General features: G+C 44.4%; 12 protein-coding genes. 5 read left to right on the plus strand and 7 right to left on the minus strand.

Going from position 1 to position 15,513, the window contains the following annotated elements:
* Positions 1-56 precede the first annotated feature (56 nt).
* From ACH11B_RS11135 to ACH11B_RS11150, 4 genes are all read left to right on the plus strand, one after another.
* Positions 57-686 (plus strand): DUF6266 family protein, encoded by a 630-nt coding sequence (locus ACH11B_RS11135; RefSeq protein WP_377612797.1) that lies wholly within the window; start codon positions 57-59, stop codon positions 684-686.
* A gap of 454 nt (positions 687-1,140) precedes the next feature.
* Positions 1,141-1,584 carry a DUF5675 family protein gene (locus ACH11B_RS11140; protein ID WP_377612795.1) on the plus strand — a complete coding sequence of 148 codons (444 nt, stop codon included), beginning with the start codon at positions 1,141-1,143 and terminating at the stop codon, positions 1,582-1,584.
* Positions 1,585-1,705: 121 nt separating this feature from the next.
* A complete protein-coding gene (locus ACH11B_RS11145) occupies positions 1,706-1,927 on the plus strand; it encodes a hypothetical protein (RefSeq protein WP_377612793.1) in 222 nt (73 codons plus the stop codon).
* 83 nt (positions 1,928-2,010) lie between these two features.
* Positions 2,011-2,220 carry a hypothetical protein gene (locus tag ACH11B_RS11150; protein WP_377612791.1) on the plus strand — a complete coding sequence of 70 codons (210 nt, stop codon included), beginning with the start codon at positions 2,011-2,013 and terminating at the stop codon, positions 2,218-2,220.
* Between the two features lie 280 nt (positions 2,221-2,500).
* Here ACH11B_RS11150 and ACH11B_RS11155 read toward each other — a convergent pair whose 3' ends face one another.
* The 7 genes from ACH11B_RS11155 to rbsK form a co-directional block, all read right to left on the minus strand.
* On the minus strand, positions 2,501-3,997 hold the full coding sequence (locus tag ACH11B_RS11155) for a hypothetical protein (protein WP_377612789.1): 1,497 nt from the start codon (positions 3,995-3,997) through the stop codon (positions 2,501-2,503).
* 90 nt (positions 3,998-4,087) lie between these two features.
* Entirely contained in the window at positions 4,088-5,755 is a 1,668-nt protein-coding gene (locus ACH11B_RS11160; protein WP_377612787.1) for a DUF4038 domain-containing protein, read from the minus strand.
* Positions 5,756-5,765: 10 nt separating this feature from the next.
* Positions 5,766-6,767 (minus strand): GRP family sugar transporter, encoded by a 1,002-nt coding sequence (locus ACH11B_RS11165; protein WP_377612785.1) that lies wholly within the window; start codon positions 6,765-6,767, stop codon positions 5,766-5,768.
* A 29-nt stretch (positions 6,768-6,796) separates the two neighbouring features.
* On the minus strand, positions 6,797-7,759 hold the full coding sequence (locus tag ACH11B_RS11170; RefSeq protein ID WP_377612783.1) for a nucleoside hydrolase: 963 nt from the start codon (positions 7,757-7,759) through the stop codon (positions 6,797-6,799).
* A 1-nt stretch (position 7,760) separates the two neighbouring features.
* On the minus strand, positions 7,761-9,278 hold the full coding sequence (locus ACH11B_RS11175) for a RagB/SusD family nutrient uptake outer membrane protein (RefSeq protein ID WP_377612781.1): 1,518 nt from the start codon (positions 9,276-9,278) through the stop codon (positions 7,761-7,763).
* 12 nt (positions 9,279-9,290) lie between these two features.
* Entirely contained in the window at positions 9,291-12,275 is a 2,985-nt protein-coding gene (locus ACH11B_RS11180) for a SusC/RagA family TonB-linked outer membrane protein (RefSeq protein WP_377612779.1), read from the minus strand.
* 40 nt (positions 12,276-12,315) lie between these two features.
* Complete coding sequence (gene rbsK / locus ACH11B_RS11185; RefSeq protein WP_377612777.1) at positions 12,316-13,224, minus strand: ribokinase; 909 nt, start codon at positions 13,222-13,224, stop codon at positions 12,316-12,318.
* A 623-nt stretch (positions 13,225-13,847) separates the two neighbouring features.
* Here rbsK and ACH11B_RS11190 point away from each other — a divergent pair.
* Positions 13,848-15,389 (plus strand): SulP family inorganic anion transporter, encoded by a 1,542-nt coding sequence (locus ACH11B_RS11190; protein WP_377612775.1) that lies wholly within the window; start codon positions 13,848-13,850, stop codon positions 15,387-15,389.
* The last annotated feature ends 124 nt before the right edge of the window (positions 15,390-15,513 follow it).

Below are 15,513 nucleotides of genomic sequence, written 5' to 3' on the forward strand. Positions count from 1 at the left end.
GTAATGGTTGAACCCGGCTTGCGCCTGATGGCGCAAGCTTTTTAAACGAAAAACAAATGGCAAGATTTATCAATATGACAACTTTTTCGGGCACATTCGGCAATATGGTGGGCTGCCTGGGACCTTTCGGTTTTTACATCCGTAGTAAACCGAAAAAATCACTTAAGCCGCCTTCCCAAAAGCAACTCACCATCCGGGCAAAAATGGCTTTGGTGGGGGCTTACCTTCAACCTTTGAAGGAAATGGTTTACCTAGGCTTTGCGGCTTCGTATCGGGTAAAGTCAAGAACGGCCGCGATGAATATGGCTGTCGGCCATGCCATGCGCAACGCCATAGGCGGAAGTTACCCGGACCTATATATCAGGCCCGAGGAGGTGATAATCAGTCAGGGAAAGGTGCCGAATATTTTGGATGCAGAGCTTAGCGTCGAGGAAAAGCGGTTGGTATTGAGCTGGCGCTGGTGGCCTTCTCTTAACTCCTTTGCCGACGATCGCGTCTATCTGATGGCGTATCATGTAGCCGCAAGAAGTATGGCGATGGAAGAGGCTTTTCGGGATACAGAGTCTATAAGTATTAACCTAGAGGCAGAACCCCCCGGAAGTACCTTGCAGGTATATGTCTGCGTGAGCCGCCGCGACAATAAGTTTTTTTCCGACAGCAGGTATATGGGAGCGTTTTTGGTATAGTGGAGACGTTGAGTCGTTCAGTAGTTGAGTCGTTCAGTAGTTGAGTCGTTCAGTAGTTGAGTCGTTCAGTAGTTGAGTCGTCGAGTAGTTGAGTGGTTAAGTAGGGCGTTAGTCAATTAGCTGATGAGCCAATTTGATAATGAAGCTTACCTGCCGATAGCCGACTGCTGATGGCCGAAAGCTAGAGGCAGGTGATGCCTGCCTACCGGTAGGCAGGAATTATGAATGATGAATTTTGAATTTCAATGGCATGAGTACTCACCTTACAGCCGTGAATAGTACGTTGTCGAAGAGATAACTATCATAAGCTAAAAGGCGACCTCCAAAATTTTCGGTTGTCACAAGCCAAGTAACTGCAGAAACGTTGTAGAAAAGTTTGCAGTCGCGACTTTTCTTTTTGTTAGCTTTTTCTTTTGGGAGAAAAGAAAAAGTAAATGAATTAAAAACAAAAACGATGATTAAACTAATAAGAATCGCCGAAGGCATCCATACGACCCTCGGCCAGTTATACATTGACAATCTCTTCCAGTGCTATATCTTGGAAGATAAAATACGGGATGAAAAAATCCTAGGAGAAACGGCCATTCCGGCCGGAACCTATCAACTCGGCTTGAATAAGCTTGCTGGTATGAATGCGAAATATCAGAGCCGATACAGTTCCATGCATAAGGGAATGGTAGAAATCAGAGGTATTCCCAATTTCAGTTTGGTGTTCTTCCATATCGGCAATTACCACACCGACACCCGTGGTTGCCCCTTAACCGGAAGTTATTATCAGCTTATTGACGGAGACTATCGGGTACTGCATTCCGCGGACGCATATAAAAGGGTGTATCCTTTATTAGCTGAATGTGCTGCCGCGGGGAGTAGTTTGATCATTAGCCAATGTGATCATTAGCCAATATGATAATGTTTTGGCTACATAAAGCTTAAAGCTTACATCTTATTGATCGCTGATAGCTGACATCCGGAAGCCGATAGCTTATACCTAATTTCTAACCCCTAAAAGCTAAATAACAATGAAATCATTAGAATTAATAACCTTATTAGGAACGATCATCAGTATTTTATTATCAATCATAGCCTATTTCTTAAAGCAATTACATGGAAACTTCCGGAAAATGGAGCAGGATGTAGCTTTAATGAAAGCAAGCATACAGCTCTTGAAAGCGGATTTAAAAGCGAATTATAATTTACTTCGACAGCGGATGGAGTTTTTGGAGAATGGCCGTAGGCCATAGGCTGTAAGCCAAAAGCCAATAACCAACAACAAATAACCAACAACGAATAACCAATAACTAACAACGAATAACCAATAACGAAAATGAACGAAATAACAGAAAGAATTAAATCCCCCACGCCAAAGTTCTTTAAAAAGATAAGAACTATCGGTTTAACCTTGGGTGCAGTAGGAGCGGCTTTATTAACGGCTCCCATTACTTTACCGGCAACAGTAGTTACCATAGCCGGTTATTTGGCTACGGCGGGTATTGTAGCCTCAGCCATCTCAACGGTGGCGAAGGAGGGTAAGTGATAGTAAGGGGCGTCTCCTAGGGTTGTTCCGAACAATGTAGGAGATGCCTACCGTTGCTTTAGCATTCCGAAAACTCTCATCGCAAGTTTTCCTTGTTTTATCCTTTTAATAACTAGTTTCGACGAATAATAATTGTGCTTCTACCTTGCCAATGAGCCAATGTGATGATGGGGCTGGTGTTGCCTAATGCCATAGTTTTGAGCTTATGCCCCTATTAGTAGCAGTTTCAGAAGCGGGAGCACTAACGAAAGTCGAAAACTAAAAGCTAATTCATAGGAGCTTAATACACTAACTCACAAATCAGTTTTTTTTGCAGTCTGCTGGCTATCCAGTGTTGAAAGGGGAACTGGCGGAGCAGCTGATTCTCATAGTCGTTTTTTTCCAAGTCTAATAATGCGTTCCGGTAGTCGTATAGCAGTTCTTCTTTATTTTCAAGCGTCAGCCATTTTTTTAACATGCGCAGTGTGATTTTCTCAAGCGTAAATAGTTTTTTACCTTTTTTTAATTTTCGCTCTACAGACTTAATTTCATAATATAGGTAATCATCATTTTCCAACTCCAGATGGATTAACAGGTGCAACAATCTTCCAAGAATGTAAAGTTGCAGGGAAATGAATAGACCTGCGCTATTCAATACGGAATTGACGAGCTGGAGGGATTGCTGAAACTTGCCAAGGCAAAAATATAGAACTGACAGACGGAAAGACATCTCCGCTGATGCATTCGGTGCAACAACTAGGTTCTTTGATAAAAATCGATTTTCATACTGCTTGGCTAGTTCATTCGCTTCAGAAAAATTTTCTGTTGCTTGTAAAAAGCCTAAACGGTGGAAATATACCATGTGATCTCGCAAAAGTAAAACACTTTCGCTGTCGGTCACAACTTTTTCCAATTCGTGCAAGAAGTAAGGCATTTCTTTGTTCCTAGTTGTCAGATAGAGATTGGTAAGAACACCATGTAACATATAAATGTAATGGACGGGCGAGTCGCCCCAAAGCTGTTTGTTTTTTTGAAAGAGAACATTTAGTTCTTCGAATATTTGTAAACTCTGCTTTGGGCTGCCCGTCATTAAGAAGTAAATAGACTGAAAGTGAAGATGTAATTTTTCGGATTCAAACGAAGTATACTTGTTCATGGCGTTCACTTGAAACTCTTCCAACAGGAGATCATTCAATTTTGTGGTTTCCAATTCGCTTCTGACGTTGCCGTTTTTTTGATACCTGAACATTAGTAATTCGTACAGCGATGCGTGTCGGCTAATGTACAGCTCATGGTATAATAGGTCGACAATCTTTTCTTGCTTTTGTATCAGTGCGTTTTCATCAATGCCGGGAAACTCCAGATTCGTGAGATATAAAAGTTCTTGTTTGGCCAATAAAATATAGAAAGCGAATTTCTCGTGCTTCAAAGCCAGCTTTTTTGCTTTATCCAATTCGGAAAAGCATAATTCATATAATCCTTTATCGAAGAGTATCTTGATGTCCCCTAATAGATTGGAAAGTCTGTTTTCGGTGGATTTATCAGCTTCGAAACTGCGTAAACTACGCATCAACATTTTATACAGATGCTTACACGCAGGTTCTAGCTTTGCGTCTGGGAAATTCTTTTCTAACCTATTTTTTATATAGGCTGGATCCCTAACACCCTTTTCGATAACACGATACAAGTAATGATATACTTTGTCGTTATTCCCGCGGGTATAAGACCATTTAAAATAGCGTTTCTCTGATTTGGAAAGCGAACGGATAAGTGTACTTAGCTGTGCAATACCGGCCATAGGATAGCTGTTTGAGATCGATGGTTGAAGCTGCGATGACGCAAAGAAACGTATGCAACGTGCTCTAATATAGTCTTAATTAGGTAGAGTTCATAAGATTGATTTTTTGTTTTCTAAAACAATCACCATGTCTTGGTCGGACGGTGGCGGGTTAAGCTCCAGTAGTGTTTCCTTGTGGACGAGACTGCCTTTTACCCATCTATTTGTTGCAGGAGAAAACCAGGTTGCGCGATAGGAATTTCCGTTCACGTTATTTAAAACAACTTTTCTGACTCGAGGTAAATAAACCACTATTGTTTCTCGATTGCGGGTTTGTGTTACAGATACGTAATCCGAGAGGTCTGCCGATACTGACTCTTTTGCCAATAACTCAGCTGCCGGCCGCAGTTCCCACCAGGGCAGTCCCTGCATCAATCGGATCAGGTAGCCAACCTGAATGCTGCCAGGCAATGACATTGCCGCCCTCCATCGGCTCGCTTCTGCACCGGCAAAACCATGGTTTAATACTTTTTCGCCAACGCGAAGCCATGACCAAAGTCCCGTGGTTCCGTAACTAATACCCGCTGTAGGGGCGTTGAAGAGGCTCCAATAACTTGCATTTCGAATATCGAGCGGCTGGATATTGCGCTGACTTTCTTCATAAAGCGGTTCCATATTAATGATCGGGCGGGGTGCCAATTGCGCCCATCGGTTGGTTATGGGGCCACGATTGATAAAGTTAACTGAACCTAAACTGTTATCATGTCCGGATTGATAACCAATGATGTCCAACCAGTCTTCGCCATTGTAAGCGTCGCCGATCCAAGAACGACCGCCGGGATGAAGTGCAACTGGCGCTTCGTGTTTACCCGCAAATACGGCACGGCCAATGCGTTTCCATCGTCCTTCATTTTCGTCGACGTAATTGCCATCACCTCCCAAAATCCAAACAACATGATGTCCTCCATATCGGGCAACTAGGTACTTGGCTAAGAGGATGGCTTCCTCATCAGGTAGATAATAGCCTGGGCTGAGCTCTCTTCCTTGAACTGTTGCTAATGCCCACAATAATACCGGTGCAGCTACTAAACCGTGGGCGTTTATCTCGTCGATTTTTTGATCGAGATGCTTAAAAAACTCCGGTTTGATCGCAATGTAGCCGCTACCTTCAAAGGCCACCTGCCCTAAGCTGTTTTTATCGCAGCCCCTCCATTGAGTGGCGACGAATTGAATCAAGTTATAACCGTTTAATGCGCGGTGTGCCAGGTAGTCTTTCCACTCGGCCTCGGTTGATTTAAGCGGACCGTTCCATGCGGTACATCCGCCCCAAAAGAACGGTTTTCCGTCTGCATGTGATAAATAGTAAGTTCCTTTGTTGTGTAAAACCCGGCCGTGTCGCAGGAGCTCATTGGATTGATCGTTTGCAACGCAATTGAATTGCCCTTCCTGCTTATGTAAACCCATGTTGGTGCTATCTGAGCAACGGGATGTCCACTTCCAGCGCCCTGTTTCATCCGGCATAAATCTTACCAACCAATCTGATGCGCCATTCCAAAATCCATCTACCGTTTTTTCACGCCCACTTGGCGAGGTAAAGGTAATCTCGAATACACCGACCTCATATAAGGGGTTGCCATACTGCTTATTACTATGGAAACTTTGTTCAAATGTTGTCCATTTGGCTACTGACTGCTGAGTTTTCGTGGTTCCCCCTACAAAAAGGGGAAATAACATAATCCAAATGACGAATCTGGCATAGCTAAGAAAAGCTTTCCTCATAACGCGCGTTTTAAATAATGCGAGCGGTTATCAACAGGGTCAACCCCGCAACAAATATAATCAACATCCAATTTAATATTTTCAATGTACCTGGTGGAGCCTTGGCAAATTCTTTCCAGATATAAATACCCCAAATGGCGGCGACAATCGTGGCCCCTTGCCCTAAGCCATAGGAAATGGCGGGCCCGGCCTTATCAGAGGCAATAATACTGCATAACATACCCAAGCACCAAATCATTCCACCCAAAAGGCCCATGACATGACTTTTTGTGCTTCCTTTAAAGTAGTCCGCAAACGTAAGCGGTTGTCCTTCCAACGGTATTTTCATTAAAAGCGTGTTTAGTATTAAATTACTCAATAACAGCCCAACCGAAAAACAAACAATTGCGGTATAAGGTGTCAACATGCCAGGCTCCGGTGAGCTGTGATTAGTGGCCATCGATTTGGCAACGAATCCGTAAAACAAGCCCATTAAGCAACCACTTATTATCGCAGTTAGCAATCCTTTTGTAGATAGACGTTTATCGGATCGGTTTAACCTTCCGAAAGCTATGGCATTCAGAACGATGGCTAGTGCAATTAGGAGGACACCGGCAAACAATACCACGGGATTCCCCAACGGCTGTGCGATATAGTTGTCGATAATACCTAGAATAAGTGCGATACCGATGCCGACGGGAAAGGCTACTGACATGCCGGCGATTGCGATGGCAGCCATCAACAAGATATTTGCAAGGTTGAACAAAGCACCACCACAGACAGCACTATAGATATTGGCATAATCGGCCTGATGGATATCGTCTAGAAAAGACCTGCCCGCAGATCCGATACTTCCCATGCTAAAGGCGGAAAGCACCGAAAGTAATAAAACGCCCCATACATAGTCCCAATAATAGAGTTCGAATCGCCATCCCTTATCGGCAAGTTTGCCGGTATTGGCCCAGGAACCCCAACACAACATCGTTACAAAGCAAAAGGTGACTGCAAGCGCGTAGTTATCTAAAATGAACATAAAAGCAAATTTGTAGTAGTTCTTCTTGATTATTTAATAGCCATATCATCCATTTTCTTCGCCAGCTCAACAAGATTTGCGCCTTTTCGAAGGCGCAAAAAATGATGATTGCTTGGTTCGCCGGATCGCCAATAGTTGCTTCCGTTGGGACGCACTTCACAACGGCCATTGCCAATTTGTTCGAAATAATTATCGGCATCACTACATAGGACATAAATTGCTACTTGATCCCAACTAGGCCTGCCTTTGAAATTATTATATAATGCATAGGCTTGACGAACGGGGCTACCCGCTGGTAAGCGATCACGCAAATAGCTTCCGCCGGTGATTATTTTTTCACCCACCTCCCAGCCCGCAAAAGTAACCGGCCGACTCCATTGAGTTACGCAATACACGGTTGAGGCTGGATCTGGGCGATAGAAATTGGCTTCTTTTCCTTCCGGGAACTGACCGCCCATACATACCCATTTCTTAACTTTTTTTTCGGCAAGCGCTTTCCCCGATAAAGTCGAAATCTCATCCGGTTTGGAAGCGAGCAGATTGCTGAAGTTGGAAAGGTGGCCGATGGTTATGATAATAACAGACGAATCGGCACTGGATGCAAGTAAGCGTCGATACAAGGTGGTGGCATCTTCAGCAGTTGATAGTGTCTGCAATTTGCGGGGATAGTTTTGAGCGATCTGTTTGGTGTACTTGGAGTGATTATGGAGCGCAACTTGATTTTTGAGCACGCCGATCGGCAAGTGCGGCCTTCCAAAGTAGGTGTTAAAGGCACTGGCACAAAGGGCTGCATATGGATCGTCACTCGTTACTATTAAACCCAACAGTGATACTTTAGCATCGTCTGCCAAATGATGCAGCATGGCCAATGCTTCTACGTCATCAACATCTGAATCGATATCGGCGTCCAGTATAACAGGGGTCTGCGCATAGATGACCATGGCACGCATATAGAAAACGGACAGGTAAACAAGCCATTTTGTTGGTCTCATATCAGTAGTTTGGATTCTGTGCAAAAGGCACGGTTAACAGATCAATTTGTGTTTGCGGGATAGGGCGCAATAAATGGTAGGGTTGTATCTGCTGGCCCGCGGCCGAATAAGCCCTGATTCGCTCAAGCGCCTTTCCTGTACGTACCAGATCGAACCAGCGATGCATTTCGCCGGCTAATTCGCGAGCACGTTCTTCAAGGATCACATCAATGTTTAAATCAGAGGGGTTAATGGATAGGTTATAACCCGTTCTGCTGGCTCGCTTGCGAACCTCATTGAAATAGCTGACGGCATCATTGGTTTTACCTGCCATCATGAGTGCTTCGGCGGCAATTAGATAGGTCTCTGCTAAACGGAAAACGATGAAGTCTTTGTTCCCACGCTCTTCGTTTACAGTAGGTCGTGTAGGATCCCAATATTTGAGCAAGGTAGGGTGAAATTCGATTTTATTTCGCCAGCTTTCGTCCACAGGGTCACCTACCGACTTCCCTGCAGGCAACGTCGCTTCAAAATTATAGTAATAATCGTCGAAGGTACGCCAGATATCACTTCGTTGGTCGCGCTCGTCGTCGTACAAGCTCATCAGGTAGGCAGTTGGTGCATAGCGCGAAAATGGTCTTCCCCATTGAAGTACACGTGTCATGCCCGGTATATCTGAATATGAATTCTGAAAATACAGGTGCGTTCTGTTACCATTGTTACCGGAATTGGTCGGGTCGTTTTCAAATTGTACAGAAAATATAATTTCTTTATTTTCTTGATTCTCGTGATGGAAAATCCGACTGAAAACAGGTTCGAGGGCATAATTCGTTTTGTCATTGATAACGATTTGCGCATAACGAGCGGCATTTTCCCAATCGTGTGTCAATAGGTACACTTTGCTGAGCAAATGTTGTGCGGCGCCTTTACGCGCACGTCCCCACTGCGACGAACTGGGCGCTAGATGCTCTGTCGCAAAGACTAAGTCGGCAATCATGGCTTCGTAAACCTGAGGAGTCGGTGTTCTCTCGGCTTCTGTTTCAACGGTTACTGTAGGGTTGAGCTTTAGGGGTACATCACCGAACTGCTGAACTAGCCAATAATAGGCTAATGCCCGGATAAACCTGGCTTCTGCCACGATCTGCAATTTTTTTTGCTCATCCATATCGATATTTTCGGCCGAGGCGTTGACGGTATTACAAACGTTGATGATCTTATAACAGTTAGACCATATGAAATTTACCTCGGAAGAGAATGCATTTAGATCCGGATCGTAAATATTAAAGGGTAAACCCTGCGTTCCTTTTCCATGGGTATAGATATCCGTACCGAGAATGGTTAATCGAAAGGGTTCTTCATTTTCGCCGTAAATAGGCCTTAAGTCTGCGTAAGCGGCATTAAGTCCGGCATTGAGCGCGGTTTCGTCCACATAGAAGGTGACGGGGTTGAGCACGGAACGTGGGGTTTCGTCCAAAAAGTCTTTTTTACAGGCTTGCATGCATAGGAGCAGCAACACCGATATAGATAATTTCGCTTTCATAGTTGGTTTTGGTTAAAAGCTGACATTTAATCCAAGTAAGAACAATTTTGCGCTTGGGTAGCTGTTTACTTCGCTACCTGCCTCAGGATCCCATCCTTTGTATTTTGTAAAGGTGAAGGGATTTTGAGCGCTTAAATAGATGCGCAGTGATTCCATACGCAAATGTTTTAATTGATTTGGCTTGAAGGTATAACCGAAATTGATATTTCGTATGCGTACGAAAGATCCATCCTTATATCGTAGGGTACTCAGGTTGGGGTTGTTGGCACCCGGAGTTACCGGCTTGGGGAAATCGTTGCTGCGATTCTCCGGCGTCCAATAGTTGACAAAGGTTGGGAGGTTATATCTTCCTTCTAGATTATCTAGGGCATATATGCCACTGTTGATCAAAAAGCCTTGCCGTACATTTAAAAAGACGGATAGATCGAAACCTTTGTACTGGAAATTATTGGTAATACCACCGCTCCATTTGGGGAAGGGTGTGCCGAGGATCACGCGGTCTTCTGCATTGATCTGCCCGTCGTTGTTCGTATCGCGCACCTTAATTTGCCCTGGTGTACGGCCATAGCGAGCTGCCTGCTCTGCTTCATCTTCCTGCCAAATGCCATCGAATTGGAGATCATAATACACATTAATTGGCTGGCCAATAAAGCGTGCATTTCCCACATCATCTTGCTGATCGCCATAGAGGTCGATGATTTTATTGCGATTGATCGCGAGGTTAAGGTTGGTTGTCCAGCGAAATCCACTTTGGAGCTCAAGATTGATGGATGATAGGTTCAATTCAAAACCCTTATTATCAGTAGAGCCGATGTTGGTAATGGCCGATTGGTAGCCCGTATGTGGTGCAAGCGCGCGGTTAAGCAGTAGGTCGGTAGTCCGGATATTATAGAGTTCTACCGACCCCGATAGACGGCTGTTCCACAAAGCGAAATCAATACCGATATTGGTTTGCTTGGACGTTTCCCACATTAAATCGGCATTTGGTAAGGTACCCGGCTCAAAACCGAGTGCTATTTCTGAGCCGTACATATACGAGCGTCGTACTAAACGGCCAAGTGACTGATAAGGGTCTAGCGCTGTATTACCGATTTCGCCATAACTGGCACGTAGTTTAAGATCAGTTAGGAAGCTTGTATTTTTCAGAAAGTTCTCCTGCGAAAGACGCCATGCAGCAGCTACGGAAGGAAAAAAGCCGTATTTTCTGTCTTGTCCGAATCGTGAGGACCCGTCTCTACGCGCGGTGAGCGTCAACAAGTATCGATCTTTAAATCCATAATTAATCCGGGCCATGTAAGATAAAATAGACCACTGCTGTTGATCGGAGTCGAAGTTCCGGATCTGACCTGCAGACAAATCATGCCATAACATGGCCTCCGAAGGTATTCCTTGGGCTTCTAAGGAGTTGGATTCGTAAGTCTGTTGCTGAATACTTTGTAATAAGGTTGCTTCAAGGTTATGCTGATCGTGCCAGTTTTTGGTGTAGGTAAGTAGGTTCTCAAGTGTGTAGGCTTTTGTGTCCATCTTCGCATTGGAGGCTCTATTTAAACCACCTTGAATGGTGGAAGTATTCGTGCCGATCATTCTGCCTTCATCAACAAAGGTAATATCAGGCCCGAAGTTGAGGCGATATTTTAAACCTTTCATAAACTCGTATTCGCCGAACAAGCTGGCAAAAATACGCGTGCGGATACGTCGGTTAATGTCGTTTTCGAGATCGAGCATCGGATTGGCCAGTAAGGCTTCGCTGGTAGGAAACATACGGTAAGATCCGTCGGGATTGTAAAGGTCGCCAAGAGGCCCTATGCGCATCGCTTGTCCCAAAACTTGTGTCATGTTCTGGATTTGCTCTTTTGACATGGAAAGAAGGGTAGATGAGCCTATTTTAAAATGATCATTGATCTGGTGATCGAGATTGGCTTGTATAGAACCCCTGACAAAACTTGAACTTTTTACGATGCCTTGTTGTTCTAAAAAATTGGCATTTAGTGCAAATTTCGTTTTGGCATTACCTCCTAACACGCCAATTGAATGACTTTGCTGCCTACCCTTTCTAAGTACCAGATCTTGCCAGTCGACACTGCGGCCTGCTTGATAATTATTGAGCTCGATAGGATCGAGTAGATCCTCCAATACGTCGGTTCCGCGGGAGGCACTTTTATATTTTACCCAGTCGTCCGAGCCTAGGACTTCCACTTTGTTCAAGATGCTCGACAAGCCAAAATAGGTGTCATAATTGATGCGCGTTTTGCCATCAAGCCCTCGTTTTGTCGTGATCAGTACAACGCCGTTCGAACCACGCGCACCATAGATTGCTGTTGCAGAGGCGTCTTTTAGTACTTCCATAGACTCGATAACATTGGGATTGATATCATTCAGACCACCGGAAATGGGTATGCCGTCAACCACAAACAACGGATCATTGCTCGCTGTTATCGACTTGGCACCCCGAATGCGGATGGTGGCGCCTTGTCCAGGGGCATTCCCACTAGCTACTACATCCACACCGGCCGCCCGACCTTGCAGTGCTTGGTCGGGTGATGTAACAGGCACTGCGGCGATTTCCGCAGAACTTACAGATGCAATGGCACCGGTTATCTGGCTTTTCTTCTGGCTACCATAGCCTACTACTACTACTTCATCCAAGTCTGCCGTATTTTCATCGAGCGCTACATCATAGGTGCCCGATCCCTGTAAGGTTTGCTCCTTGGCGGTATAGCCAATACCAGAAAAAACCAAGATGCCTGTAGCGGTCGGAATGGCTAAGCGGTATTGCCCCTGGCTATTGGTCTGCGTTCCAACAGCGCTCCCTTTCAAAGTGACGTTAATGTTTTCCAATGGTTGGCCATTCCCGTCCCGAACGGTTCCGGACGCGATGGATTGCTGCGCAAATTCCTTTCGAATAAATGAAGGTACGGGTGAAGCGAAGCAGGGGTCTGCTATTGCCCAATTAAAGGCGCAGATGGCCGTACAGATTTTAATGGGTATTGTATTCATAATTTGATGGTTAGTATTGTTTGTATAGGTTGGCCGGTAACTAGCGCTGCTGCAGTTCTTTGCGATATGGAATCGATTGTTGTGCCCCCATACGGGTAACGGAAATCGCGGCCGCCCTGCATGCAAAATGTACGGCGCTTTCCATACCCATATCCTCAGCCAAAGCCACTGCAAGCGCTCCATTAAAGCAGTCGCCGGCAGCAGTGGTATCTACCGCAGTCACCTCTGGTGCTGCAATCAGTTTGGAAATTGAACTAGTATGGAGATAAGCGCCTTGTGATCCAAGTGTGATGATGACCTGCTGTACCCCTAGGTCCAATAACTTGCTACCGGCTGCTTTGGCAGAACCTATGTCTTTAACACGTATCCCAGTGAGCAATTCGATCTCGGTTTCATTGGGAGTGATGGTATAGATGGAAGCGAATAACTCATTGGGTAAATTTTGTGCAGGAGCCGGATTGAGTATCAATCGGTTACCCAATTCGGCTGTTTTGCGGATCAGGTGGGTGACAGTATCAATGGGGATTTCCAATTGTACCAATACTAAGTTTTCCTGGGGTACTTCCGATAAAACGTGATCTATATCAGCAGGTTGCAATTGGCCATTTGCACCCGGCGCAACAACGATGCAGTTTTGTCCTTTGCTATCTACATTAATCAGGGCGACGCCGGACGGATATTCATGATCGACTATAACGAAACGCGTTTCGATGTTTTCTTTTGTCAATTGCTGCAATGCTTGGCGGCCGAATATATCGCTGCCGACTTTGCCGACAAAGGTTACATCACCACCCAATCGAGAGGCGGCGATCGCCTGGTTTGCTCCCTTTCCTCCCGGATTCATAAAAAACTCGCCTCCTAAAATCGTTTCCCCGGGTAATGCAAACTTAGCCGCTTTAATTACCATGTCTGTATTGGAACTGCCTACAACTAGAATTTTCTGGTTCATATAAAGGTAAAAGCTATTAATCGGTTTACTTATATTGATTGCTAAAACTAGCTATTCGCCTGATTTAAATCGAATCAAAAAATAGTTATAACGATATTTCAAACTAATGTTTTTTTTTATTAAAGTGTTGTTTATTAAGAAAATAACTCGTTGTTAAATAATATTTCAATTGAATGATTTAGCTTTATAGTTATGTGTTTTCAGCTGCGTGAGTTAAGTAGAGGAGTCGGTTTTTTAAAGTGATGAGTGATGAATTTAGGGTTGCTTATTGCCGGTTGTGAGATTAGTTAAATTGTTGAGTAGAGGAGTAGTAGAGTAGGAAAGTTTTAATTAGCCGATGAGCTAATGCGATAATGGTATTGACGCTGTCTAACACTTATAATTTATCACCTAGTGCTTATAGGACTTTTCTAAAAAAAATGCTATATATTTCATCGTTTTGGAATTATTTCTATTTTTGTAACCATGACCAGAAAAAAGCAAAGTAGTCAGGTTACTCCGCCCTGAGAATGATGTTTTTCCCCTTTTAATCACTATAGTCCTATAGTGGCAGGTCGTTATTATGGATATTCTCCGATAAATAATCGCATTCTTTTTATTTTTTTACTTTTTACGATCGTATTATGAATCAATACTTACGTCTCTTCGACTTTAAGCAAAAGGTCGATTACAAAATCGAAGTTTTAGCCGGCTTAACGGTAGCACTTGCACTGATCCCCGAAGCCGTTGCATTTTCAATGATCGCCGGTCTGCCGCCGCTTGTCGGTTTATATGCCGCATTTGTTATGGGATTGATAACGGCTATTTTTGGCGGAAGACCGGGAATGATTTCCGGCGCAACGGGTGCTGTAGCTGTCGTAATTGTCGCTCTGGCAAAATCACATGGGATAGAATATGTGCTGGCTACGGTGGTACTTGCCGGTACCATTCAGATCCTTGTGGGCCTGTTACGCCTGGGGAAGCTGATCCGTTTGGTGCCACATCCTGTTATGTTTGGTTTTGTGAACGGATTGGCTATTATTATTTTTATGTCGCAACTGGATCAGTTCAAAGCCGACGTTAATGGTGAAGTGGTCTGGCTAAGTGGGCAGCCGCTGATGATGATGCTGGGGTTAGTGGCACTTACCATCGCCATAATGGTTTTTCTACCTAAGTTAACCAAAGCTGTGCCTGCATCTTTAGTAGCAATTATTGTGGTCTTTCTCCTGGTGATTGGTCTCGGACTGGAAACTAAAACTGTAGGCGATATAGCTTCGATTAAAGGTGGTTTTCCGCCCTTTCATCTGCCTGCCGTTCCATTTAACTTCGAGACACTGAAGATTATTTTTCCCTATGCCGCTATTATGGCAGGGGTTGGCTTAATTGAAAGCCTGCTCACTTTAAATTTAATTGACGAAATTACCGAAACACGCGGAAGAGGGAATAAAGAGTGTGTGGCACAGGGTGCCGCAAACATGCTGAGCGGACTATTTTCGGGTATGGGCGGCTGCGCCATGATCGGACAAAGCCTGATAAACATTTCTGCCGGTGCCAGGGCACGTTTATCCGGAATGGTAGCTGCTGTGATGTTACTTGTGTTTATCATGTTCGGTGCTCCTTTAATCGAGAAAGTACCTATGGCGGCATTAACGGGTGTAATGATTATGGTGGCCGTAGGAACTTTTGAGTGGATCAGTTTTAGGATGATCGGAAAAATGCCGAAGCAGGATATCTTTGTAGGTGTGCTGGTAGCAGCTGTTACGGTATTGCTTCATAATCTTGCGCTCGCTGTATTGATAGGTGTTGTAATATCGGCCCTGGTTTTTGCCTGGGAGAGTGCCAAGCGGATCCGCGCCAGAAAATATATAGATGAAAAGGGTGCGAAGCATTATGAAATTTATGGGCCGCTATTTTTTGGTTCGATAACGGCTTTCAATGAAAAGTTCGACGTGCTGCATGATCCTCAGGAGGTTGTTATTGATTTTAGGGAAAGTAGAGTAGCAGATATGTCGGGAATTGAAGCGTTAAACAAACTCACCGAAAGGTATAAAAAGGCGGGGAAAACACTGCATCTTAAGCACCTGAGCAGCGATTGCCGGAAATTGCTGCAAAATGCCGAAGACCTGATCGAAGTGAACATTTTGGAGGACCCAACATATCACGTGGTGACGGATCAGTTAAAATAGTTTAAAAGCTGTGAAAATAAGCGAACATTCTAGTAGTTCTTTGTTTTTGAAGGCAAATTGAGCATATCGATGCTTGATAAAGAAAATATCCCGATTCATAAGGCCAAAATCCTGATTGATCTTG

Source organism: Olivibacter sp. EAT-5 (assembly GCF_044784325.1).
GTDB lineage: Bacteria > Bacteroidota > Bacteroidia > Sphingobacteriales > Sphingobacteriaceae > Olivibacter > Olivibacter oleidegradans.

Bases quoted from the DNA above. Each gene is read 5' to 3' on its own strand.
- ACH11B_RS11135 (WP_377612797.1), top strand. From the start codon at position 57: ATGGCAAGATTTATCAATATGACAACTTTTTCGGGCACATTCGGCAAT.
- ACH11B_RS11140 (WP_377612795.1), top strand. From the start codon at position 1,141: ATGATTAAACTAATAAGAATCGCCGAAGGCATCCATACGACCCTCGGC.
- ACH11B_RS11145 (WP_377612793.1), top strand. From the start codon at position 1,706: ATGAAATCATTAGAATTAATAACCTTATTAGGAACGATCATCAGTATT.
- ACH11B_RS11150 (WP_377612791.1), top strand. From the start codon at position 2,011: ATGAACGAAATAACAGAAAGAATTAAATCCCCCACGCCAAAGTTCTTT.
- ACH11B_RS11155 (WP_377612789.1), bottom strand. From the start codon at position 3,997: ATGGCCGGTATTGCACAGCTAAGTACACTTATCCGTTCGCTTTCCAAA.
- ACH11B_RS11160 (WP_377612787.1), bottom strand. From the start codon at position 5,755: ATGAGGAAAGCTTTTCTTAGCTATGCCAGATTCGTCATTTGGATTATG.
- ACH11B_RS11165 (WP_377612785.1), bottom strand. From the start codon at position 6,767: ATGTTCATTTTAGATAACTACGCGCTTGCAGTCACCTTTTGCTTTGTA.
- ACH11B_RS11170 (WP_377612783.1), bottom strand. From the start codon at position 7,759: ATGAGACCAACAAAATGGCTTGTTTACCTGTCCGTTTTCTATATGCGT.
- ACH11B_RS11175 (WP_377612781.1), bottom strand. From the start codon at position 9,278: ATGAAAGCGAAATTATCTATATCGGTGTTGCTGCTCCTATGCATGCAA.
- ACH11B_RS11180 (WP_377612779.1), bottom strand. From the start codon at position 12,275: ATGAATACAATACCCATTAAAATCTGTACGGCCATCTGCGCCTTTAAT.
- rbsK (WP_377612777.1), bottom strand. From the start codon at position 13,224: ATGAACCAGAAAATTCTAGTTGTAGGCAGTTCCAATACAGACATGGTA.
- ACH11B_RS11190 (WP_377612775.1), top strand. From the start codon at position 13,848: ATGAATCAATACTTACGTCTCTTCGACTTTAAGCAAAAGGTCGATTAC.